Raw genomic sequence first — 24,298 nt, forward strand, 5'->3', positions numbered from 1 at the left:
ATGGCCGCAAAACCGCCCTTCGATCGTCTTAAAGCCTATAAACCAATGGCAATCGTAAATGCTCCGCCGCACGAGCGGAAGCATCTGCTCCGCCGCTTCTGGTTTCCCGCGGTGCTGCTGCTCGCCCTCGCGGCGGGCGGTCTGACGGGCATCATTGCGGCTTATCAGCTGAACTATTCGCAGGCGGCCAGTGAAGTTGCCGCGCTGGCGACGTACCGACCGAGCGTCGTGACCCGCATCTACGCGGACGATGGCAAGACGATCATCGGAGAGTTCGCTCTCGAAAAGCGTATCCCTCTTAAGTACGAAGAAATCCCCCCGAACATGAAGAATGCAATTCTCGCCGTCGAGGATGCACGCTTCTACGATCACATCGGCATCGATCCGGTGCGCATCATGGGCGCCGCGTGGAAGAACCTGACGACTGAGAAAGTGGAAGGCGGATCGACGCTGACCCAGCAATTGGCGAAGAACCTGTTTCTGACCAGGGAGCAGACCTATCGCCGCAAAATGAACGAATGGCTGCTGGCACTTCAGATTGAGCGTTACTACACGAAGCAGCAAATCATGGAGCTCTACGCGAACCACATTTTCGTGGGCGCGAACGCGTATGGCGTAGAGGCCGGCGCCCAGGTTTATTTCAACAAGCAGGCGAAGGACCTGTCCCTTGATGAAGCGGCATTGCTGGCTGCGATTCCAAAGGCCCCGGGTGAGTATTCGCCAACCTCAAATCCGGTAAAGGCAAAAGAGCGCCGCGATCTGGTTTTGGATCTGATGGCTCGCCATGGCTACGCAACGGAAGCCGAAGTGGCCGCCGCCAAAGCGAAACCGATTCAGCTTTCCGATTCGGCCTATTACCAGCCGCCCCAGGCGACGCATCCCGCTTTCGATTACGTCGTCGAATACATTCGCCAGGACCTGGAAGACAAGTTTACGACGCGCGTCGCGCAGACCGGTCTGTACGTCTATTCGACCATCAACGTAGACGCGCAGAAAAAGGCTTACGAAGTTGTGCGCGCGGGTTTGCGGCGGTACGACAAAGGCCGCGGCTGGCGCTCGTCTTATGAAGCGATTGCCACCTCGTCGAGCAATGGAATCCCTACGCAACAGGAACTGAACAGCTATAAATATCCGGATTGGTACCGCAACGACTATGTCGAAGGGCGCTACATCAAAGGCCTGGTAATGAAAGTCGGCGCTGACGCCACCGTGCGCTTCGGGAATTATACGGCCACCGTCACCACCGCCGACATGGGCTGGAGCGGCCGCTCGCCCAGCGGCGAATTCAAACCGGGTTATCTCGCCGAGTTCATCATCCGGAGCGTGGACAAAAAAGCACGACGTTTGAAAGTTGAGCTCACTCAAGTTCCCGCCGTCGAAGGCGCTCTGATGACGCTGAACGCGAAGACGGGCGAGATTGTCGCGATGCAGGGCGGCTACGATTTTCTCACTAACAAATTCAACAACGCGGTGCAGGCGTATCGACAGACCGGCTCAGCCTTCAAGCCTTTCATTTACACGGCCGCGATTGAATGGGGCATGACGCCGGAGACAACGGTCAGCGGCGCGCCCATCAGCATCGGCGGCTGGACTCCGCATAACTACAACGGCTCGACCAGCAACGGCGACATGCCTTTGAAGACCGCACTGGCGCAGTCGATGAACATTCCGGCCGTGCACCTGCTGCAAACCGTCGGTATTCAGACGGGCGCGCAGATGGTGCGTCGCTTTGGAATCAAGGTGCCGATGGCGCCTTACCTGCCGTCAGCTTTGGGCGCCACCGAAGTGCCACTCGATCAGATGGTTTCGGCGTACTCCGTCTTTCCGAACAAAGGCATTCGCGTCGATCCGCACATGGTGCGAAAAGTTTTAGATCGTGACGGCGCAGTTTTGGAAGAGTGGGAGAAGACGACGTACAAGGTCGTTAACGAGTACGTTGCGCTGACGATGGCGCAGATGATGCGCGGTGTGGTCACCGGGGGTACGGCCACCGCAGCGAGTTCCCTGCCGCATCCGATTGCCGGCAAGACGGGCACCGTGAACGATCACACCGACGTGTGGTTCATTGGCTACTCGCCGACCTACGTAACCGGCGTGTGGATGGGCTATCCCGGTCGCAAGAAAAACCTCGGCAACAACATGACCGGCGGAGTCGGCGCGCTTCCCTACTTCATCGATTTCATGCGCGACTTTCTGAAGGACAAGCCAAAGGAAGAATTTCCGAAGGCGCCTTCGATGCCGGAAGACATGCGCGAGATGTATCGGCAGCGGCAACGCGAACTTCAGCTCGAACGCGCGCAGATGTCCGTTACCGAGGAAACCGAAGAAACGGAAGAAGGCACTACCACTCAGCCGAGCGCGATAACGACTCCAAAATTAGAAGACACCACGCTGCCGCCGGCGCCGAAGCAGGATCAACCGGCCGAGCCACGAATCCCCGAACCGAAAAAGGCTGAGCCTGGACCGGAACCACCACCACCGGCACAGACTCGTCCGCGCGAAGCCGAACCGGCAAAGAAGAAGGGGAAGAAGGGTGAACCGGACGGACCCTAAGACAAGGTTCCCTTCAATCTGTCGAGCTTCGCAACCTCACGCAAAGGCCGTGAAGGGCGATGCTGCGAAGATGTTCTCTTGCATTCTGCCAATTAATCTTTGCACTCGCTCTCGCTCCGAGGGTGGAGGACTCGCCATGCCACGATAAATCTGCAATCCAATCGAGACTGCGGTCGTTGATGCCGAGACCAGTGGTTGATGAAAGGCAGCTCCAACGAGCGACAGAACACACCCGACCCCGATCGGCGCCCAATGCTTCAACTGTCGCCCGAATTGTGTTCCTCTGAGTTTAACTACTTGTGAGTTAAATTCCGTGGCCAGTTTTAATACTTGTACATCCAATGCTCTTGGGTCGTCTATGTGATCAAGTCGGTGCAATAGACTGAGTTGAGCTACCGTGTTATGGAAGGGCTCTCGCAGGTCGCGATAAAACTCCCTGATTTCCTTATAGCGTTGGGGCGTTACATCTAATATCTCGCGTGGGATTTCGGTTCTTATTATTGCCGTTGCAAGTTTACTCGTCGCATCCTCGGTACTGGTCACGTCGAATGCGTTGAGCGTATTTACCGTGAAATCAATTTGCTGATCGGTAACCGTCGTCACGCCGGACCGCCGGCCAACCCTGTCGGCGATATGGGAGAGAATGAGGTTACTCGCTGCTTCCCTCACGACGAGGTATTCTCCAGGTTTCTGGTACGCATCGGCCAGTCCGGGTATTACAAGGTCATATTCGACAAGAAGCTCCTGAATTTTCGGTACCGTCTTTGAGTAATGCTGAAAGACGTGATTCATAATCTGAACCTCTCCTTCAGGGCTTATCTCAATTATTATCTCTTTCTCGTTCGCGTTAGGGTCCTGTTCTGCAATTTGCTTAAAGGCCTTTTCAAGCCGGCTCAGATTAATGTCATCGACGAAGAGGTCTTGATTTTCTGGCGCTACCGTGTCGAAGGCGTCAGGCATTAAATCAATGACCTTCGCTATATCTTCTGAGGGGCTAAACTCTACGCCATTGGGAACAATTGTTTTGACCTCATCAAAGAAGAGGAGGTAGCTCCGCAGCCAGTCTGCCGGCGGTTCATAGGTCGGATAATAGAGAACGGAAAATCTCGAATCTGTCATGCCAGCATTTTGCCTAAAACATGCGGCAGCATCTTCCGCCACCAAGGCCAGTCGTGATCGACGTCCGCTCCCCACAAATCCAAAGTATGCGGAATGCCTTTCGACTTGAGGATGGCGGAAAGCTGCTTGCTCCGATCGGGATCTTCGTAAGAGCCCTGACCCGTCATGACGTAGATTGAATCGGCCTGACGCAGGATGGGCAGGTAGTGATCGTCTTCCAATTTCGAGAGGTAATCGACGGGATTGTTGAAATAGACGTTGTCATCGTAAAAGCCATCTAAAAAGTTCCGAATGTCGTAGCTGCCGCTCATCGGAATCGTGCCCTTGAAAAGATCCGGGTGCTTGAAGTATTCGTTCGCGGCCAGGTACGCGCCGAGGCTCGCGCCGGTGGTGATCGGCCGCGCAAACTGCTCTTCGTTATCGTTGCGGATCAGCGGCAGGACTTCTTCCGTGATGTATCGATCGTAACGAGTCAGCAACTCAGCTTTCAGCTTCGGCGGCATCTCTTTGTTCAGCAGACTCCACTTGTTCACGCTGTTGATTGAGTACGCGCGAATCTTGCCGTGCTCGATGAACGGCTTAATGGCATCCACCAAATAGAAGCGTTCGTACTCGAGATAATCCGCCGCTGCAGTCGGCAGCATGAGCAAAGTTTGACCGCCGGTGCCGTAACGCACGAGCGGCATTTCCATCTGCAAATTAGGGCTGAACCAACTGGTAATATGACGTTCCATTACCACCTCGATAGGCTTAGTTTGTGAAAGCGAAGCAGAGATATTGTCTTAGTTCGTGTTGACGCGCAAGCGCTGAGAGTTGGTAGTTAGAAGACTACAGTGTTAAGTGGTCCGCGGATTTCTCGACTGGCAATTCCTTCCGATTACTCCAGTCCTGAAACGAGCCGTCGTACAAGTGCGCGTCGTAACCAAGGTAACGCGCCACGAAGTAGAGAAGGGTCGCCTGTTGTCCGATATGACAATAGGTCGCGACGCTGTCGCTTTGCTTAACTCCCGCGTCCGCGAAAAGTTTGCGCAGAAAATCCGGACTCTCGAATTTCAGGTTCGCATCCTGAGTCACGCTTCCGAACGGAATGCTCTTCGCTCGAGGTATACGTCCCGCACGCGGCATATTGCCGGCTTGCGCGCCCGTGTAGAACTCGGAGTTTCGGGCATCCAGAATCGCGACATTGGGCTTGTCGAGATTGGCGCTGACCCAGGTCGAATCAACCACCAACTTTGGATTCGGACGCGGCGTCAACTTGCCGGGTTTTGGCGCGATCACCTCTGCGGTCACGGGCCGTTTTTCCGCCACCCACGCCGGCAATCCACCATCAAGGATCGAAGTGCGATCACCAAGACCGAGGTAATCCAGCGTGAAGTACACACGAGACGTGGGTGTCACCCAATCCTTACTGAAGTAAACGACGATGCGCGAGTTGTCGCTTATCCCAAGCTTCTCAAAGGTAGCTTTCAATTGTTCGACGGGCGGCAATTCAAGCGCGAGCCCTTGTCCGCGCGGCGTGGAGATATCGGACGTTTGAATGAACTGCGCGCCCGGAATGTGCGCGGCGTCGTATTCCTTCCGATCACCAACCTGAAGCAGCACCAGGGATTTGTCGTTTAGATGCTTCGCCACCCAATCGGTCGTTACGATCATTGATGAGCGCACCTTGGCGTGCGCATCATTGAGCCAAACGGGTGACGCCACCGCCAATACGGCAACGGCGAGTATCCATCGAAAGAGGTTCTGTTTCATCGCTCCTCCAAACTGCACGGTCAGATGACGCTTACCATACCGTTGTTTCGTGCTGCAAGTTAAGAGCGCCGAACGGTTTGGACTGTGTTATTGCTAAAGTTCTTATCAAACAAGCGGAAATCGTTGACACAAAAGACCGGTTTGGATAGTCTGCGCAGACTTCGCGTCTGCGACTGGTGAAGCAGCGGGCGTTTTTGCACATTCAATTCACGCCAGTCGGAAGGTTCTGGTAAAGACTAAGGAAGCAACCTGGAGTTACCGTATGGCTAACCGGCATTCCCGACTCGTGTTTCTGATTCTAGTGCTTGTGGTTCTGGGAGGGCGCACGCTACTTACCGCCCAGACACCTGCAGCTAGTCCGCTACCTTCTCCCCTACCGTCCGTTTCCCCGACTCCGGTTCCTGAGCCCAAAGTTGTTGCGGTCGAAGGAAAACTCCAATTGGACGATCTCATTAAGGTTCAGTTGGAAGGGTTGAATGAATGGGCAGAGCAAAACGATCCGACTAAGTTAGTTCCCTACATTAATGGCCTGGCAATACGCGGCAATTATCCTCAAGAGATCCATGCCAGCAAAAATCATTTGCAGTTTCATCTGGAAATCACTCCGGACAACAAGCAAATGTGGATCGATTTGCTGGGCGAGCCCCACACGGCAACAAAAAACGTAGCGTTCAGTGTCGGTCTCGAAGACAAATCACCTTTTGATTCCGCTATCGATCAGACCCGTCCCGTCTTGTTGACCGTGATTTCACCGGCCAATGGGTTGATTGCCCTCGTGGTCGTTCTCCTCACGTTGATTCTGCTGATTTGGCTGGCGCGCAAAACTAATCTTATTCGCGACGGCAGCGAGTGCCCGGTTCCGGGAAAGCTGAGGCCATATAACCTCGGCCGCACTCAAATGGCATTTTGGTTTTTCCTGATCTACGCGTCCTACATGACGATTTGGCTGATCACCGGCGCCCTCGACACGATTACCGCGTCGCTGCTCGCGCTAATGGGTATTAGCGCGGGAACCGCTTTGAGCGAAGCGATGATCGATTCAGGTAAGTTGAGCGCTAACGCCGTTCAGTTGCGGAGTCTCACTGCCGAAAAGCAATCGTTGGAACAAACAATTCCGGAGCTCCAGGCCCAGCTGGATGCACTCAACGCCAAGACTACCTTGTCGCCGGAAGACACCAGCAATCGAGACAGTTTGAACAAACAGCTGCAGGACCGCCGCGGGCGATTGGCGCTCATCAACCCACAACTGGAACAGCTGGCCGCATCAGCCGACGCGGCGGTCAGCAAGAACTTTATTCAAGACATCCTCCGGGACGCGAGCGGCTACAGCTTCCATCGATTCCAGATTTTCGCGTGGACGATTGTCCTGGGAATAATTTTCGTTTCGTCCGTTTACAACAATTTGACGATGCCCGATTTCAGCACCACTTTGTTGGGTCTGATGGGCCTCAGTTCCGGGACCTATATCGGGTTCAAGTTCCCGGAGAAGACTAGCTAAACGTTCCAAGCCGTAAAGGCTCAAATCGTGTGCAGTCGAGCGCGGCATATTGGATGAGTGGGGCGACACAAGATTAGTGACACCACTCGATCACGCTGATTCCACCAAGCGAGAAAGAAGGAGCAATGAGCAAAGGCCCTAAACAAGTTTTGATTATTCGGCACGGTGAAAAGGTAGGCGACCCCAAGAAGGACGACGACGGCGGAAACAACCTGTCGATACGTGGTGCGGCCCGCGCGACCGCTTTGCCGTCTCTATTCGTACCGGGGCAATCGCAGCTAGCTTGCGATCTTGTGCTTGATCTTAATCCGTTAATGTTTACCGGTAAATACGAGACGATACCTATCAAAGGAACGCGCCCGCGGTTTCCCACTCCCCAAACAATCATGGCCACGGCGCCTTCGAAACACAGCCAACGCCCGATCGAGACGGTCACGCCACTGGCGATCGCGCTGAACTTGCACATCTATGATCGTTTCGCGGACAAGGATGCCGAGATCCAAAAGATGATTAAGGCCATTCTCAACGATCATTCATTCGCCGGAGAGGTGGTTTTGATCTGCTGGCACCATGGCAAGATCCCCGAAATTGCCAAGGCCCTGGGTGTCGCGAAGCCACCCAAGTGGGACGGCAAGATTTTTGATCGGGTCTGGCAGATCACTTTTGCGAAAGGCAAAGCCAGTCTGGACGATTTGCCGCAGATGCTGTTGTATGGTGATTCGAAGAAGTAGCTTCCTTTTGTCTGAACCCAAAGCGCCAGTCCCAGGCCACAGGCAGTTCGGCAATTCAGTCTCAATCCTGGCGCGTTACGACCTTGCCAAAACTACGCGACGAACAGCTCATCCAGCGACGGCGCGCCATTGACCGCGGCTTGGCCTTCATCTACGAATCCGCATGCGATGCTGAGAACTTCGCGGATTATGGATTTGATTACCTCGGGTGTTTTCATTGCGTCGCCTCGACCTCGAAAGACCCAAAGCTTCGCCGGACCGCAACTGAGATGGGCCGTGAGCGCGCCAGACATTGGCGCCGGCAAAACTCAAAACTAACGCCGGATGCGGATGCCAACGAAGTGTTGCAGCTCGTCTACGGCAGCTACGCAGCGGACAGCCTGGGAGTCCGCAACAAGCGCTTCAAAGAACAACTTCGCCAGGCCGCCGCCAAATTTACGGCGCGCGACTATTTTGGCTTTGATCCCGCCACCGAGCCGCCTCCCGGCGATGTGCCGGAGGAATGCGCCTGCGAAACCATGAACGAACGCGGCCGCAAGAGATGCGTTAAGTGCCGGAAGCGTCTGACGATGACCACGCGATACGCGGTCTGGCAGGACGCCTTAATCGGCAGCTACATGGGTGAACAGCATGGCGTCAGATTGGGAACGTCCTATGCGGACGTAATCAAGTGGCTGAACATCATGCGACCCTACCCCAAGTTAGTTGGCGAGGATCCCTGGAATGTCTATGACGCCACGTACGCCGTCACCCATGTGGTCTACACGCTGAACAGTTACAGTTGCTATAAGCTTTCACCACGATGGCTGGCCGCTGAATATGCATTTCTGAAACAGAACCTAACGCAGGCGATCGCCTGGGAGGATCCAGAAACGATGGGTGAGTTTCTGGACACTTTAAAATCGTTTGGTTTGGGCGACAGCAATCGCCTCATCGTAAAGGGGATGAAATACCTGCTTGCGACGCAGAATGCTGACGGTAGCTGGGGCGATATGGAAGCCGATGATGTCTATAATCGCTATCATCCAACCTGGACAGCGATAGACGGCCTGCGTGAATACTCATGGCGAGGTACCAGATTGAGCTTTCCGAAAGTGGCGCCGTTACTGAGAACAACTCCCCACCATTCTCCACTGTGAAGAGTTCCGCATCGAGCGTTACAGCACCGCAGTTTCTTCCAACAGTTTGCCTGATGCGAATCGCTCGACGCCTAATTGCCTGGCATCGATCAAATCCGAACGCCCGTGGAGAATTAGATCAGCGGTGATGCGTCCCGAAGCCGGTGAATGCATGACGCCGTGACCGCTAAAGCCGTTCACGAAGTAAAGTCCCTCCACGTTCGGCGCAGGGCCAATAATCGCGTGATGATCGGGCGTCATTTCGTAGAGCCCGGCCCAGGCGCGCCGCGGATTCACCTCGGCTTCCGAAAGGACTGGGACCCGTGAAGCGGCGTGCGTCAGAATCTTTTCCACGAAGGCGCCATCGAAATCTGTTTTGAAACCAGGCGTCTCTTCAGGGTCGTTCCACGCAAGGAGAACTCCCTTCCCTTCACGACGAAAGTGAAAGCCGGTGGACATGTCTATCACCATCGGAAAACGTTTCGGCAGGTGATCGAAGGGTTCGGTGGGAACAAGTTGGCGCCGGAGCGGCTCAACGGGTAGTTCTGCACCGGCCATATTTGCGACCTGTGCGGCCCAAGCTCCCGCCGCATTCACAACGATGTGAGTTGAAACGAATCCGCGGGACGTTTGCACGCCGGAGATTCGGCGGGTAACGCCCGCCTCTAAACTTATTCCGGTCACCGCCGTATCCAGCCACAGGCGCACACCTTTCTCTCTCGCGCTCAGCATGAATCCCATCATCACGCTGTGCGGATCGACAAAGCCGTCCGTGGGACAAAACGTGCCGCCGAGAATGTCATCAACGCGGAGTTGCGGCACCATCTTCGCGATGTCCTCAGGTGTGACCCATTCAACATTCGTGACGCCCAAAGCGTTCTGCCGCTCGCGATTCGCTTTCAGGTAAGCGAGATGCTTTTCGTTGGTCGCGCAGAACAGATAGCCGTGCGCGCGATAATCTGCCGGATGACCCACGACCTCATCAAACTTCGCAAAGAAGTCGATCGAATACTTCGACATCTGAATGTTTACGGGAGTTGAGAACTGCGCGCGCACACCGCCCATGCTTTTGCCGGTCGAGCCCTTGCCCTGATGGGCTTCGCGCTCGATCACCAGCACATTTGTGCAGCCGGCCTGCGCGAGGTGATAAGCGACACTCGATCCGACAATGCCGCTTCCGATGATGACGACGTCCGCCGTTTCCATGCGGAGGCCAAATTAGAGATGATTAGCTTGAAAGTAAAGAGTCACGTGAAAGTAATCGGTAAGATTCACGCGCGTTGCGGACCGGGCGACCGCGTCCCGCCGCAATCAGACGAGGAACATTAAGATTATCTGTGCGACTGGAAGACCAGCCGGCCACCACGCAGACGCCGCCGCGGAAGTTTTCGGCTTGGTTGGTGTTGTCGGCGTACTTTCTTTTGCGGCGCAAACAAACTCCTCGGGATATGACGCAAGCTGCTCCCTAACCACAGCCGGCAGGTAACGTAGAAAGTCCGTCCCGTTAAATGATCGTTCAATCAGCTCACGGTTTGCCTTGCGCGTGTAATCGGTGAACTTTGCGGTCACGTCGCCGGCCGCCTTCGCGTTCATGTCGAGAATCTTCACGATCGAGCCGCAGGAGTAATCGAAAGCCTTCGCATCAATCGTTTTGATCTGCGGAGCTTGCAGCGTGCGGAAGTGGATTTTGTGACGCTTCTGGTCGTAGACGATGCGCCACTGCGTGTAATTGCCCTGCGCGACGTTATCCAGAATTTCAAACGCGTAATTTATCGCTTGCGCTTCGGCCCGCTCAGTTTTTCCGAATTCGTCGGCCTTCCGGGCGGCCCTGGTGAAACGCTCGAGCGAGCCGTTACCGCGCGCCCGCTCAACTGCGGTCGCCTTTGAATAATTGAGAGACCTTTCGTAAGTGTCATTGGTCAACGTCGAAAACGGAAGCGCTTCCCCGTGATGCGCCACCATCTTGCCGTTGAGAAATTCAATCGTGGCAGAGTTGCCGGCCTTGTCATTTACCAGGTAGTGCAGTCGTACCAACGAACTGATTCTTACCTTCTCCGAATTTTCGATGACCTCTGCGACGGTGGCCGAGGTATCGAGCTGATATTGAATCCATTCAAGCACATCTAGCGCCGGGCGCGAGTCTTCTGCCGGATACTGCGTTTCGTCTAGCCACATCAGCTCGATAACCAGACCCGCCTCGTTCAATCCACCTGAAGGGTTTTCCCGGCCATATTGATTGAAAGTGACGCTGCCGTACCGGGAAACCCACCGTGCGGGATTCGTACCTTCGAGGCTGGCGGACTTTGAAACATCGCGCTTGTTTACGAAAACCAGACCGTCACCGACCATCCAGTCATAGTTCTTGCCGAACAAAATCTCACCCTTGTTCTTGAGGCAGAAGGTTGTACACGCCTGAGCATTTCGCGGCGCGAGCCCAATTAGAATCGCGAAAGCAGTCAAGATCGAAGCGATGGTTCTTTTCACGACAGTTATTGTATTGGAGACCAGATGAGGTCAGTACCGGGAGCGCGAGCGACCGGGTCAGGGCTATCAAACTCGACGGTTGCTTGAATTGAGCACCCGGTCGCTACCGCTCCCGCACTGACTTGTACCATAGATGCAAAAAAGGCGAGAGCAGATAGCCCTCGCCTTGAAAAGAAGAGTCGGTGGAACGGAACCACAGACTGAAGTCTGTGCCACTCTTACGCCGGAGCCGGAGTCCCACCGGTAATCGGCGGCAGGATGGGCGTCAGCGGTTTTGATGTCGGCTCTTTCGGCGCCGGCAACTCCTGCTGAGTTCCCGATTCGGCTGACGAACCCGTGTCGTCGATCGGCAAGCCGGCGACAATGCGACGAATCTGCACGCCGTCCAACGATTCATACTCGAGCAGCACTTCCGCCAGCCGCACCATCGTGTCGCGATTCTCGTTAATGATCCGCGTCGCACGCTCGTACTGCTCGGTGACGATCTTGCGCACTTCGGAATCGATGCGTATGGCCGTCTCTTCCGAAAAATCGCGGTGTTGCGCAATCTCGCGGCCGAGGAAGATTTGCTCTTCCTTCTTGCCGAATGTCAGCGGCCCCAGCTCAGACATGCCGTACTCGCAAACCATCGCGCGCGCGAGTTCCGTCGCCTTTTCGATATCGTTCGACGCGCCGGTCGTAATGTTGCCGAGGAAAGTTTCTTCGGCAATCCGGCCGCCCATCAGAATCGAAATCTGGCCAAGCAAGTATTCCTTCGTGTAGTTGTGACGATCGCCTTCCGGCAGTTGTTGCGTCACACCCAGCGCCATGCCGCGCGGAATGATGGTGACCTTGTGCACCGGATCCGCATTCGGAACTTTCATGCCCACCAGCGTGTGCCCGGCTTCGTGATACGCCGTCACGCGTTTCTCTTCGTTCGAGATGACCATCGACTTGCGCTCAGCCCCCATCAGGACTTTGTCCTTGGCCAGCTCGAAATCGTACATCGCGACAACTTTCTTGTTGTAGCGTGCTGCGTTCAACGCCGCTTCATTCACGAGGTTCGCGAGGTCGGCGCCGGTGAATCCCGGCGTGCCGCGCGCAATGATCGTGATATCGACGTCTTCACCCAGCGGAATCTTGCGGGTGTGAACTTTCAGGATGCCTTCGCGGCCGCGCACGTCAGGTCTTGATACGACGACACGCCGATCGAAACGACCCGGTCGAAGCAGCGCCGGATCGAGTACGTCGGGCCGGTTGGTCGAAGCGATCAGGATCACCCCATCGTTCGATTCGAATCCGTCCATCTCAACCAGCAACTGATTCAAAGTCTGCTCGCGCTCGTCGTGACCGCCGCCGAGGCCCGCGCCACGATGACGACCGACGGCATCGATTTCGTCAATGAAGATGATGCATGGCGCGTTTTTCTTGCCCTGTTCGAACAAGTCGCGGACGCGCGAAGCGCCCACGCCGACGAACATCTCGACGAAATCCGAACCTGAGATCGAGAAGAACGGCACGTTTGCTTCGCCGGCAATCGCCCGCGCCAGCAAAGTCTTTCCGGTTCCCGGCGGGCCCATCATCAGAACGCCTTTGGGAATGCGGCCGCCGAGCTTCTGAAATTTCTGCGGTTCTTTCAGGAATTCGATAATTTCCTGAAGCTCTTCCTTCGCCTCTTCAACGCCGGCAACGTCCTTAAACGTCACGCGTTTCTGTTGATTGCTGAGCAGCTTCGCGCGCGACTTGCCGAACGAAAGGGCCTTGTTGCCGCCCGATTGCATCTGCCGCAGCATGAAAATCCAGAAACCGAAGATGAGAAGAAACGGCAGCAGGTAATAAAGCGCCGGCCACCAAAGGCTGGAACTTCCCTCCTCCTGAACGTTGACAACCTTCGGGTTGCCGTTCGCGTCCAGGCCGCGCGCCTCTTTCAGAATCTCTGCTTTCGTATGCTCGTTGGTAAGCTGCGCCACAAAAGTCTTGCCGGAAGTCTTCTCAACCGCAGTCGTCTCAGACTGCTTAACCGTCAATTGCGCCAGTTCACCCCGCTGAATCTTCTGTTCCAGCTGAGTAAGGTCAATAGCCGTTGTGTTTTTTGTGCCCGGATTGACGAGCTTATAGATGAGCAGCGCGCCCGCCACAATTAGCAGCCAAAAAATGATTTGTCTCGCAGTGGAACTCAAAACTTTCCTGCCTCCGTCGCCCATGATACCGTAATTTCCCTTTAAAGTCCCTTCCTAAGAGATCCGTCCTATATAAGAGTTTTAAGATGCCGTTTTGTTCCGATTCGGTGTCCCATTTAGCCGCGGTGGTAACGCTTTCCTCGACTTAGATGTTCGACGATTAAAGGTCAACAGCCCACTTTTGCAGGAAACTGTTGAGCCGCCGGGCAGCTCGATCGTGCGTCCGCCGCGGTTCTGAGTCACGAGATTCTCGACGGCGCGAACATGAACCAGCTCCAGCCGGCGCAAATCTCCGCGCCGCTGCTCTAACCAAAGTCGCAAAGCGCGCCGCCGCAGCGCGGGAGGAACGTCCGCCAGCAAGTCCGTCCGGAGTTGATGCAGTTTCGCACTGGTGTCAGTCGAAAGGTCTAACAATCGTTGGGCTGCGCTATCCAGAGCGCGGCTGTCGTCGCGCAGCAGTTCGGCTGTACGGGCCAACGCTTCGGTGATTCGAGGGTTGAAACTCCGCATTATTGGCAGAAGCTGCCGCCGCACACGGACCCGGGCGAATGCCTCATCTACGTTCATTTCGTCCTGGCGAAAGTCGATGCCGCGAGCGCGGCACAATCCTTCCGTATCGCGACGACCGGCCCATGCGAGCAGCGGTCGCGCCAGCATGCGTTTCCCCGCTCCGTTCAGCAGTCGCACCGGTTCCATTCCGCCCATACCATCGGTTCCGCTTCCGCGCAGCAGATTCAACAGCACCGTTTCCGCCTGATCGTCCATCGTGTGTGCCGTCAAGACGAGCTCTGCGCCCCGCTTTTGCGCCACTTCAGCAAACCACTTGTACCGAGTGAGCCGAGCGGCCTGTTCGAGATTGTCGCCGCTGCGTCGCGCAAGACTCTTTATCGGCGCTCGTTTAATTGTTGCTTCGTGGCCGAGCCTTGTCGCCAGCTCTCTTACCCAGCGAGCGTCGTCACCGCTTTTCTTGCGCAGGCGATGATCGAGATGCGCAACTACGATGCGGATGTTCAGCTTGTTTGCCTTGATTAGTTCATCGAGCGCCAGAAACAATCCGACCGAATCAGCGCCCCCTGAAACCCCGACAACAACGACCGCGTCTGAGAGCGGCAGCGTTAGAGTTCGCCACTCTCGCAAAAGAGCGCGAGCGAACTTGCTGATTGGCTGCTGGCGATGCGCATTACGGGCGACTGCTCGACCAGCCTGTTTTCTGTGACTCTTCATCCGCGGCGATTCTAACATCGAAAATAGAGCCATTAGCCCGCGGTTCGCGGCACGCATGCCTCCGTATGCCGACCGAATGCAAGCACGCCAGACGCGTGCGTACCGCTTCCTTGCTAACGCTTCCGAGCAAACGTAAGATCGATTCCCCGATGGAACTTACCGTTGGCATCACCGGCGCCTCCGGAGCGATCTACGCGCACAGAACTCTCGTGCACCTCGCCGCGAGCGGCGCCGTCGACCGCATCAACCTTATTCTTTCCGATTCAGCTAAGACCGTCGCGATGGTCGAACTCGGATTCGACCTGCGTTCGGCTGACGAGAAAAAGATCAACGAGTGGATCGGCTTGCCGTCCGATTCGAAGATGGTTCGCTTGCATCGCCTGGATAACATGGCCGCGACGCCATCTTCAGGATCACATCCGCAGGCCGGAATGATCATTGTGCCGTGCTCGATGGGTACACTGGGAGCGATTGCTTCGGGAGCCGGAACAAATCTGATTCATCGCGCCGCCGACGTGACCTTGAAAGAAGGGCGCAAACTGGTCATTGTCCCGCGCGAAACGCCTTACAATGCGATTCATCTCGAGAACATGCTGAAACTTTCGCGCGCCGGAGCTAGAATACTGGCAGCGAGCCCGGGGTTTTATCATCGGCCACAAACGATCGAAGCGCTGGTCGATCACTTATGCTTCCGCATTCTCGATCAGTTCAACGTTCCACACTCAACCACCACCCGTTGGAAAGGAGAATAGTCATGCTCAACCTCAAACAACTCGCACCGTATAGAGTTCACTTACTGTTTGCTGCTCTCACGATTGGCTGGTTCACCTTCGCCACATTCCTGCGCGTCCTTGACGGCGAGAATGCGCTCTGGGCGTTTTGGAATTCGGTAAAGGACGTAAAACTGATGGAGTTTGTCAGCGTGATTTGTATCTGGATCACGGTTGCGAGCCTGGTTAAAGAAAACAACGAACTGCGCGCCAAAGTACAACTACTGGAAAGTCGTCAGTAGCGTTTGATGCCGGCGTTAACGCAAAACATCCGCACCACGCTCGAGATGATTAAGATCGAGCACACGCTGTTTGCCCTGCCGTTTGCTTTTCTGGGCGCGGTGCTCGCCGCAGTTGGGATTCCCTCAGTCAGGCAAATTGTTTGGATTATCGTCGCCATGGTCGGAGCGCGCTCGACGGCGATGGCCTTCAATCGAATTGCCGACAAAGATTACGATGCGCGCAACCCGCGCACGAAGACGCGCGCGATTCCCGCGGGAATCCTTTCAACCGGATTCGTTTGGGGATTCATCATCATCAGTGCTGCGGTCTTCTTCCTGGCCGCAGCGATGCTCAATCGACTTACGTTGTTGCTATCGCCGGTCGCCCTCGCCAGCATCGTGCTTTATTCATACACCAAGCGTTGGACGGTGCTTTCTCACCTCGTCCTCGGCTGGTGCCTGGCGATTGCCCCGACCGGCGCCTGGATCGCCGTGCGGGGTGCGATCGACAGTCCCATTCCGCTCCTGTTGTCTCTGGTCGTGATGCTTTGGACGGCGGGCTTCGACGTGCTGTACGCGTGCCAGGACTTTGAATTCGATCGGCGTGAAGGTCTTTACTCGATTCCGGCTCGCTTTGGCATTGCTCGTTCGCTGTGGATTTCGCGAACGCTGCACGTGGGAGCATTCGCGGCGCTCGTTGCGCTATACTTGCTAACGAACCTGCCGGGGGTACTCGCAATAATTGGCGTGGCCGTGACGGGCATGTTGCTGGTTTACCAGCACACGCTGGTTCAGGCGGACGATTTGAGCAAACTCAACGCCGCGTTTTTTACGACGAATGCCTTTGTAAGTGTGATCCTGTTTCTCACATTTGCCGGTTCGTTATTACTTCGAATTTAGACCATGAGTTTTTCACACGACCCCAAACTAAACGAGATCAGCGCGAAAGTCCGAACCGGAGAACGCTTGACGTTCGAAGATGGCGTGGCGCTCTTCAACACGGACGATCTGAACGCGCTGGGCAAAGCTGCCGACACCGTGCGCCGGGAGAGGCATGGGCGGACAACCTACTTCAACGTCAACCGGCACCTCAATCCGACCAATATTTGTTACGTGGACTGTAAGTTCTGCGGCTTCTATCGCACCCCACGACAGCCCGACGCCTACACGCACAACATCGACGATTCGCTAAAGGTCGCGGGACAGGCGGTCAACGAAGGCGCAACAGAACTGCACATCACCGGCGGCCTGAACACAAAGCTGCCGTTCAGCTACTTCACCGATTTGCTTTCAGCGTTGAAAAGGCAGTACCCGCAGCTGCACCTGAAAGCTTTCACGATGGTTGAGCTGGATCACTTCGCGCGCTTTTATAAGATGAGCGACGGGGACGTGATTCAACAGTTGATGGATGCCGGTCTTGATTCATGTCCGGGCGGCGGCGCTGAGATTTTTCGCGAGCCAACCCGCTCGATGATTTGTTCGCACAAGTGCGACGCGCAGCGTTGGCTGGATCTGGCGGGCACGGTGCACAGCGCCGGACTGAAGACCAACGCGACGATGCTTTATGGTCACATCGAATCCGTTGAAGATCGTGTCGATCACATGGTTCGCCTGCGCGAGCAGCAGGACAAATCGGGCGGTTTTCAGTGTTTCATTCCACTCGCGTTCTATCCCGAGAACACACAACTTGCTCATCTACCCGGCCCCTCGGGAATCGATTCGCTGAAGACAATGGCCGTCTCGCGACTGATGCTCGACAACTTCGCGCATATCAAAGCGTACTGGGTGATGCTCGGCAAGCGGCTCGCGCAAGTCGCTTTACACTTTGGCGCAAACGACATCGACGGCACCATCACTGAAGGCGGCGAGCTGACGGAGAGCTACTCCATCGAGGCTAACAATGAAGTGAAGATGTCGAAGCCCGAACTGGTTCAACTGATTGAAGAAGCCGGCTTTCAAGCGGTCGAACGCGACACTATTTACAATCCAATTCAACACGCAGTTATCGCTTAGTTTATGACAGTACCAGCAACCGAAACCCGAACCATCACCCTCGCGCACTCGCCCGATTCGGACGATGCCTTCATGTTCTACGGGCTCGCGACCCATAAGATTGAAACCGGCGATCTCGAATTCGAGCACGTGCTCAAAGACATTCAGACCCTGAATGAAGCGGCCCACACGGAAACTTACGATGTCACCGCGATTAGCTTTCATGCCTACGCGTATGTCGCGGACAAGTATGCGCTGCTGCCGCATGGCGCTTCGATTGGCGACAACTATGGGCCGATCGTGGTCGCGAACGCGGAACTCGATGTTTCAGAGTTATCGAACGTGACGATTGCCGTGCCCGGCAAACTGACCAGCGCATTTCTCGCGCTCAGCATTCACACGCCGAACTTCAATTACGAAGTAGTGCCCTTCGATAAGATCATCGACGCCGTTACTGAAGGCCAGTGCGACGCGGGGTTGCTGATTCATGAAGGCCAGCTCTTCTATCACAATCTCGGTCTGCACAAAGTGCTCGACCTGGGCGAATGGTGGCACGAATACACGGACGGTTTGCCGCTGCCGATGGGCGGCAACGCAATTCGCAAAGAACTGGGCCAGGACACCATTCGGGAAGTTTCGAGCCTCCTCAAGGAAAGCATTCAGTACTCGCTCGACCATCGCGAAGACGCGCTGGAGTACGCGATGCAGTTTGCCCGCGACATGGATCCGGCGCTGGCCGATCGGTTTGTCGCGATGTGGGTAAACGACCTGACGCTGGACTACGGCGAACGCGGCCGTGAAGCTGTCCGCCGCCTGCTTACCGAAGGCTATGAACGCGGGATCATTCCACACGAAGTGAACGTGCAGTTCGCTGACTAAAGACCGCGTCCGTACGCACGCGTCTCGCGTGCGTACCCAGGTTGACATCGCGCCCAACTCCTCGGAGAATCGCGCTCACATGAAGGCTCCACGATTTCTTTTGCGCGGATTTCGCCGGCCAAGCGAAATGGCCCTGGCCGCGCTCGGACCGCTCGAGCGTCAGGTACTCGACGAGACGTGGCAGCGGGGCGAGGTCAGCGTGCGCGACATCTGTGTCGCTTTCGGCGACCAGGTCGCCTACACGACGATCATGACGACCCTCGATCGTCTTTATAAAAAGCATCTGCTTGCGCGGCGAAAATTGGGGCGCGCGTTTCTTTATTCGCCGGCCGTGAGCCGCGAACAACTCGAAACCGGAATTCGCGAGGACGTCATCGAAGGACTGTTCGACGGCACGGAAGGCATTCAGCCGGTGCTCGCCTGCATCGTCGACGCCGTCAGCGAACGCGATCGCGAACTTTTGGATGAGTTGGAGAGATTGGTGCAGGAAAAGAAACGGCAGCTGACAACTGAGTAATGTACGAACTGCTGGGAATCAGCCTGGGATTGGCCGCGTTACTAACCGTGAACGCAGTGACTTCGTTTGCGGGCACCGGTCTCTGGCGTCTGCTCAGAGCGCCACTGCAGCGCTGCTCTGCCCGCACGCGCGCCGAGTTGCTTTTCGCTTTCCGCGTCGCGCCGCTGTTGCTTTCGATGATGTTCGTGGCGGGATTCCTAATTCCTGCGTATCTGCTGCACGAGCCGTACGGCACAAATGAAGTCGTCTCTGGAAAATTGGCGACGCTCGCCGTTCTTTCGGCGACTGGCGTACTGCTGGCGGTTTCGCGCGGCGTGCGTTCGTGGCTGGCGACCCGGCGACTATTGAAGGCGTGGCTCAACGCGGCCACTCCGATCACGCTCGCGGGGGTTGCGATTCCAACCTTCAAACTCACGCACGCGTTTCCTGTGCTCGCCGTCGTCGGCAGCTTTCGTCCTCGTTTGTTCGTCACCGAACAAGTCCTGACCACGCTCACTGCGGATGAGCTTCACTCAGCCATCGCGCACGAGGTCGCCCATCTCAGTGCGCGCGACAACCTGAAACGCTCGTTGCTCCGCGCGTGTGGCGATGCGCTGCTGATGATTCCCTGCGGCCGATCGCTTGACCGCGCATGGGCCGAGACCGCTGAGTCTGCGGCTGACGAATACGCGGCCCGGACGAGTTCGTCGGCGGCCGTTAATATGGCCGCGGCCCTGGTGAAAGTCGCGCGCATGGTTCCGCACGGATCGCGCGCGGTCGTCCCGGTCGCAGCGTTTCTGGTCGGCAACGAAGAAGACCGGGGAATAAAAGCGCGTGTCAGGCGGCTTCTGGAGATCGCGTCAAACCACGAAATGGGTGCCCGAACCTTTGTGCGTCACCGGCGCTTACTGCCCCTCGCGTTGCTCTTGATGCCCTTGGCGATCGCCGTGGTTCATCACACTAACTCTGAAGTTCTCGCGTCTCTGCATCAGCTGATCGAACGCGTCGTTCATCTCTAATCAGCTAACCAAGCTGAGTTCACTGAGCTTTGGCTGCGGCGGTTATCTTCCCGTGTAGCATCAGGAACATAACGCCCGCAATTAACTGCGCCGCAATTCCAAACACGACCAGCGCGGTGATCGAGTAATCGTAGAGAATTCCCATCACGACGCTGCCGGCAAACCACAGCAACCCATACACGGCATTGAAAGCTCCGTAAGCAGTGCCGCGTTTGTTCATCGAAATGACTTGCGCGATGCCCGAACGAAGAATTGAATTCTGCGCCCCGAGACCGGTGGCCCAGCAGGCTGCGCTCAGCACTACGGCAACCGGTCCTCCCAGAAAACCGAGTGGCAGAGCGAACAAGGCCACCGCAATCGCCACCGCGAGTATGCGAAGGCCGTAGCGATCGAACAGTCGCCCAAAGACGAGCGCGCTCAACCCGGCCACACCCATCGCCACGGCGTAGTACAAAGGAATCGCCGCCGGCCTTGCCAGTTGCGCATTCTGAAAGTGATAAGCCAGCAGCGCAAAATCAACGAAGCCGCATGCCAGCAGTCCCGCGGCAACCACGTAGACCCAGAAAAAACCGGGCAGCCGTTTTTGAGTTAACTCCGGCGGGGGCTCCGGCTCTTCCGGCCGCATGGTGCGCGCGACGAACAACGTTGTGAACGCTACTACTCCCGGCAGGGCTAACCACAGAAACGCCGGTCCAAATGAATTTTCGCGCGCGACGATCGCGGCCATGAAAAGCGGGCCCAGGACTGCGCCCGTTTGATCCATCGCCGCGTGCAAGCCGAATCCCCAACCGTGGCCAACGGTTTTCGTCGCCCCGGACAACAGCACATCTTTCGAAGGCCCCCGCAGACCTTTGCCCGTGCGCTCGGCGACCACGAACAATGCCGCGCCTTGCCAGTTCTGCGCGAACGCCAGCCCAGGCACAACCGTCAGGTTCATAGCGTAACCAAGGAAAGTGATCGTCCAGTACGCGCGCGTTTTGTCCGCAAGCTTGCCTGAAACCAGACGCAGCGTCGCCGCGATCAACTCCCCGAACCCGGCGATAAGTCCCACTTGTGTCGCCGACGCGCCGAGGTCTTTCAGGTAAGGCCCAATGATGCTGTGCGCGCCTTCATAGGTCATGTCCGCGAACAAGCTCACAATGCCCATTGCGACAATGAACCTAATTGCGTGTTTACGATTGGAGGTCGCCGCCATCGGTTTTGTTTTTTCACAGACCCGCTCAGTGCCGTGAAACGGTTCTCACGTCACCGAACCTCATCCATTCGATCTCTCAGTCGTCCACGAGCCCTAGTAGTAGTTATCGGTCGAGCGTACGCTTGCCAAGCTGAAGGATTCACTTATCTCTCAGTCAAAACTAGCGTTGAGCAGTCTCAAGTATTCCTCAAGACTGATCAAGGGACAATAGAAACATTACGAGCATTCGATAACAGCTTCGGAGCAACTATGGATTGGATCAAAGTTCGACGGCTGGCAACGATGTCGCGCCTCGCTTGGTTATTAATGGCGGGCGTGATTGTCCTGGCGTTGTCGAACACGGTTTGGGCGCAGAACACCGCAACTATGTCCGGCACGGTCAAGGATGCGTTCGATGCCGCCGTACCAAACGCCGACGTGTCGCTGACGAACTCGCAGCAAGTCGTTTTGAAAGATGCAAAGACTGACGCGCAGGGCCGTTTCACATTCGATGGCATTCCGTCCGGCGTGTACGTGATCGTCGTGTCTCGACCTGACTTCAACACGCACCGCCGCGCGGTGGAACTGACTTCGGGACAAAACGTTTCGATAGACATCCTTCTGCAAGTCAATCAGATCAGTGAACAAGTCACCGTTACTTCCGAAGCAGGACTGGTCGCTGAAGCGCGCAGCGTCGCGCAACCGGTAAACGTCATGAACGAGGAGGAGATTCTGCAACGGGCCACCGAAGTTGTCGCGCAGGTCGTTGATGAAGAGCCGGGCGTGAACCTGCAGCGCACCGCGCCGTCACTCAGCGCGGTGTTTGTCCGCGGACTCACCGGCCGCAACGTCGGCGTTTACGTCGATGGCGTGCGCTACACGACCAGCGCGCAACGGGGCGGCGTCGGAACTTTTTTTAGCTTAATCGAACCTTCCAGCCTGGGCACGGTCGAAGTATTGCGCGGCCCCAGTAGTTCGCAATATGGCTCGGACGTGCTCGGCGGCGTCGTCAACTTCCTGTCTCACACGCCACGGTACGGCGCGAACGAAAGCGAATGGCACGGCAACACCAACGTCTTCTATTCGTCCGTCACGAACAGCTTCGGCGGCAATCAATTGTTAACCTACGGCACGCGCAATTTCGGGATTTTGTTCAATGTGAACGCGCGTCGGGTGAATCGCCTGCGACCGGGTGATGGCATCGATTCACATTCAGCCCTCACTCGCTTTCTTGGCATCTCTTCGAGTTTGTTAGGAAGCCGTTTGCCCGATACGGGCTTCACGCAATACGGCAGCTTGCTGCGTACAAACTTCAATCTCAGTGATAAGACGCAATTGCTTTTCAGTTATGCGCGGAATCAACAGGACGCCGGCAAGCGCTACGATCAACTTCTCGGCGGCGATGGGAATCTGATCGCCGACCTGCGGAACCTGATGACGGACTTTTTCTACGGCCGTCTCGTCCGGCAGGATTTAGGATTCTTCGACAACGCGTCATTCACCGTCTCTTACAACAGCCAGCGCGAGGAACGTGTCAATCAGGGTGGGCAGGGCAACCCGGTCGGAGCGATCACTTTTCAGCCTGAGCGCACCACGGTGCTCGGATTCAACTTCTTCGTTGACAAACAAATTGGCGATCGCAACACAGTTCTTTTCGGCGCCGACGTCTATCGAGATCACATTAACGCCAAGGGCGTAACTTTGGATCCGGTCACCCGGATCTTCACTCCTTCGCGGCCACGCATTCCGGACGGCGCCAGATATCTTTCGTACGGCGTGTTTGCGCAGGATGTTTTCACGGCGATTCCTGAGCGGCTTCGCCTCAGCGGCGCGATCCGCTACAACGTTGCATCCTACAGATCTCGCGCTGCTAATGCCGCAGTCGTCGGGGGACGACCATTGTTCCCTGATGACAGTGCGCGGTTCAGCGCCTTCTCAGGCCGGATCGGCGCGGTGGTCACACTCGGCGGTGGCTTCGATCTCGCCTTGAAATACGCGCGCGGTTTTCGCGCCCCGAACACAACGGATCTCGGCATCCTCGGCCTGGTGGGCACTGGTTTTGAAGTGGATGCCGGCACAGCGGCATCTCTCGGTGGATTCATCGGTACGACCGCGGGCGGTGATGCCGTGTCAACCGGAATTCCAGTCACGGGCTTAGGTCCGGAGACAACCGATAGTTTTGATTTCGGTCTACGTTACAGCCACAAGCGGGGCGCCTTTGAAGTCACGGCGTTCACCAGCAAGCTAAAGAACGTCTATTTCGATCAAGCCCTCGTGCTTCCTCCCGGCGCCGTGGGAACGTTCCTCGGCAGTGAACAGATCGTTGCGCAAAATGCGAACGGACTTGTATTTGTGGCCGCGGCGACCGGCCCCGTCGTGGTTAGGGTCAATTTTGACGATGCACGATTCACTGGCGTCGAAGTCAACGGACAAGCGCTGCTGAGCCGGCGATTCAGCCTCAATGGCAACTTCACGGCGATTCACTCCAAGAGCCTCGTCAACAATCTGCCACCGAATGTCGAAGGCGGCACGCCCGCGCCCACGGGTTTTCTGAGTCTGCGATATCAACGTAACAACGGGTTCTATGTGGAAGGTTACTCAACGATCGCGGGAACGCAGGACAGACTTTCGAGTTTGGATATTCCTGATCGGCGCACCGGTGCGGCGCGTTCGCGCGCACAGATTCAGAACTTCTTCCGCCGCGGCGCCTGTGTGCGCGGCATCACCACACCGGGAGCGACCGGCTGCGGTTCGGCGGGCGGCATTCTGATCTCCACCGGCGAGACACAAGCCCAGGTGCAGAATCGCGTACTGCCAATTGGCGCAACCATCAACGGCGTGACCGTGGTGAACAATGACACGCTCGTGCCGCTTTTCACCGAAGTTAAGTCTTATGCGCTGTTTGGACTGCGAGGAGCGTATCGCTTCGGGGACCACTCAGAGATCTTCGTTGATTTCGAGAACATCTTCGACAAGTCTTATCGCGGCATCAGTTGGGGAATCGACGGCGGCGGCCGTGGAGTGACCGTGCGGTATCGTTATAAGTTTTGATTTGGAGTGGCACAGACTTCAGTCTGTGATCCAAAGAATGAAATCACAGACTAAAGTC

20 protein-coding genes are annotated in these 24,298 nt (G+C 56.2%); 12 read left to right on the plus strand and 8 right to left on the minus strand.

Features of this window, described 5'->3' with window-relative positions; all coding sequences use genetic code 11:
* On the plus strand, window positions 1-2,553 hold the full coding sequence (locus VFX97_17345) for a PBP1A family penicillin-binding protein (GenBank protein ID HEX5704966.1): 2,553 nt from the start codon (window positions 1-3) through the stop codon (window positions 2,551-2,553).
* A 36-nt stretch (window positions 2,554-2,589) separates the two neighbouring features.
* On the opposite strand, the gene VFX97_17350 is transcribed toward VFX97_17345, so the two are convergent.
* The 3 genes from VFX97_17350 to VFX97_17360 all read right to left on the minus strand — a co-directional run bounded on the left by VFX97_17350 (window position 2,590) and on the right by VFX97_17360 (window position 5,424).
* Window positions 2,590-3,672, minus strand: coding sequence for a hypothetical protein (locus tag VFX97_17350; protein HEX5704967.1), 1,083 nt, complete (start codon window positions 3,670-3,672; stop codon window positions 2,590-2,592).
* Window positions 3,669-4,406, minus strand: a complete 738-nt coding sequence (locus tag VFX97_17355; GenBank protein HEX5704968.1) for an alpha/beta hydrolase-fold protein — start codon at window positions 4,404-4,406, stop codon at window positions 3,669-3,671. The genes VFX97_17350 and VFX97_17355 overlap by 4 nt, the downstream gene beginning before the upstream one ends.
* A gap of 94 nt (window positions 4,407-4,500) precedes the next feature.
* Window positions 4,501-5,424 carry a sulfurtransferase gene (locus tag VFX97_17360; protein ID HEX5704969.1) on the minus strand — a complete coding sequence of 308 codons (924 nt, stop codon included), beginning with the start codon at window positions 5,422-5,424 and terminating at the stop codon, window positions 4,501-4,503.
* Between the two features lie 439 nt (window positions 5,425-5,863).
* Between VFX97_17360 and VFX97_17365 the strand changes: the two genes are divergently transcribed.
* The 3 genes from VFX97_17365 (at window position 5,864) to VFX97_17375 (ending at window position 8,792) form a co-directional block, all read left to right on the plus strand.
* On the plus strand, window positions 5,864-6,922 hold the full coding sequence (locus tag VFX97_17365) for a hypothetical protein (GenBank protein ID HEX5704970.1): 1,059 nt from the start codon (window positions 5,864-5,866) through the stop codon (window positions 6,920-6,922).
* A gap of 125 nt (window positions 6,923-7,047) precedes the next feature.
* Window positions 7,048-7,653: a hypothetical protein gene (locus VFX97_17370; protein HEX5704971.1), complete on the plus strand. Its 606-nt coding sequence runs from the start codon at window positions 7,048-7,050 to the stop codon at window positions 7,651-7,653.
* Window positions 7,654-7,736: 83 nt separating this feature from the next.
* The gene (locus tag VFX97_17375; protein HEX5704972.1) at window positions 7,737-8,792 is read left to right on the plus strand and encodes a hypothetical protein; all 1,056 of its coding nucleotides are present in this window, start codon (window positions 7,737-7,739) and stop codon (window positions 8,790-8,792) included.
* An 18-nt stretch (window positions 8,793-8,810) separates the two neighbouring features.
* On the opposite strand, the gene VFX97_17380 is transcribed toward VFX97_17375, so the two are convergent.
* The 4 genes from VFX97_17380 to tilS all read right to left on the minus strand — a co-directional run bounded on the left by VFX97_17380 (window position 8,811) and on the right by tilS (window position 14,638).
* Window positions 8,811-9,977 carry an FAD-binding oxidoreductase gene (locus VFX97_17380; protein ID HEX5704973.1) on the minus strand — a complete coding sequence of 389 codons (1,167 nt, stop codon included), beginning with the start codon at window positions 9,975-9,977 and terminating at the stop codon, window positions 8,811-8,813.
* A 105-nt stretch (window positions 9,978-10,082) separates the two neighbouring features.
* Window positions 10,083-11,255 carry a linear amide C-N hydrolase gene (locus VFX97_17385; protein HEX5704974.1) on the minus strand — a complete coding sequence of 391 codons (1,173 nt, stop codon included), beginning with the start codon at window positions 11,253-11,255 and terminating at the stop codon, window positions 10,083-10,085.
* Between the two features lie 218 nt (window positions 11,256-11,473).
* Window positions 11,474-13,414: an ATP-dependent zinc metalloprotease FtsH gene (gene ftsH, locus VFX97_17390; protein ID HEX5704975.1), complete on the minus strand. Its 1,941-nt coding sequence runs from the start codon at window positions 13,412-13,414 to the stop codon at window positions 11,474-11,476.
* A gap of 81 nt (window positions 13,415-13,495) precedes the next feature.
* The gene (gene tilS, locus VFX97_17395) at window positions 13,496-14,638 is read right to left on the minus strand and encodes a tRNA lysidine(34) synthetase TilS (protein HEX5704976.1); all 1,143 of its coding nucleotides are present in this window, start codon (window positions 14,636-14,638) and stop codon (window positions 13,496-13,498) included.
* 149 nt (window positions 14,639-14,787) lie between these two features.
* Here tilS and VFX97_17400 point away from each other — a divergent pair, with 149 nt between their 5' ends.
* The 7 genes from VFX97_17400 to VFX97_17430 all read left to right on the plus strand — a co-directional run bounded on the left by VFX97_17400 (window position 14,788) and on the right by VFX97_17430 (window position 20,015).
* A complete protein-coding gene (locus VFX97_17400; protein HEX5704977.1) occupies window positions 14,788-15,390 on the plus strand; it encodes a flavin prenyltransferase UbiX in 603 nt (200 codons plus the stop codon).
* 2 nt (window positions 15,391-15,392) lie between these two features.
* On the plus strand, window positions 15,393-15,650 hold the full coding sequence (locus tag VFX97_17405) for a hypothetical protein (GenBank protein ID HEX5704978.1): 258 nt from the start codon (window positions 15,393-15,395) through the stop codon (window positions 15,648-15,650).
* A 6-nt stretch (window positions 15,651-15,656) separates the two neighbouring features.
* A complete protein-coding gene (locus VFX97_17410) occupies window positions 15,657-16,529 on the plus strand; it encodes a UbiA-like polyprenyltransferase (protein ID HEX5704979.1) in 873 nt (290 codons plus the stop codon).
* Window positions 16,530-16,532: 3 nt separating this feature from the next.
* Window positions 16,533-17,642 (plus strand): aminofutalosine synthase MqnE, encoded by a 1,110-nt coding sequence (mqnE, locus tag VFX97_17415; protein HEX5704980.1) that lies wholly within the window; start codon window positions 16,533-16,535, stop codon window positions 17,640-17,642.
* 3 nt (window positions 17,643-17,645) lie between these two features.
* Window positions 17,646-18,500 (plus strand): MqnA/MqnD/SBP family protein, encoded by an 855-nt coding sequence (locus VFX97_17420; protein HEX5704981.1) that lies wholly within the window; start codon window positions 17,646-17,648, stop codon window positions 18,498-18,500.
* Window positions 18,501-18,579: 79 nt separating this feature from the next.
* Window positions 18,580-19,017, plus strand: a complete 438-nt coding sequence (locus VFX97_17425; protein HEX5704982.1) for a BlaI/MecI/CopY family transcriptional regulator — start codon at window positions 18,580-18,582, stop codon at window positions 19,015-19,017.
* Entirely contained in the window at window positions 19,017-20,015 is a 999-nt protein-coding gene (locus tag VFX97_17430) for a M56 family metallopeptidase (GenBank protein HEX5704983.1), read from the plus strand. Before VFX97_17425 ends, VFX97_17430 begins: the two co-directional genes overlap by 1 nt.
* Window positions 20,016-20,034: 19 nt before the next feature.
* Here VFX97_17430 and VFX97_17435 read toward each other — a convergent pair whose 3' ends face one another.
* A complete protein-coding gene (locus VFX97_17435) occupies window positions 20,035-21,210 on the minus strand; it encodes an MFS transporter (GenBank protein ID HEX5704984.1) in 1,176 nt (391 codons plus the stop codon).
* A gap of 249 nt (window positions 21,211-21,459) precedes the next feature.
* Here VFX97_17435 and VFX97_17440 point away from each other — a divergent pair, with 249 nt between their 5' ends.
* Window positions 21,460-24,240, plus strand: coding sequence for a TonB-dependent receptor (locus tag VFX97_17440; protein ID HEX5704985.1), 2,781 nt, complete (start codon window positions 21,460-21,462; stop codon window positions 24,238-24,240).
* Window positions 24,241-24,298 lie beyond the last annotated feature (58 nt).

The sequence above is a fragment of the Pyrinomonadaceae bacterium genome (assembly GCA_036277115.1).
Lineage (GTDB): Bacteria > Acidobacteriota > Blastocatellia > Pyrinomonadales > Pyrinomonadaceae > UBA11740.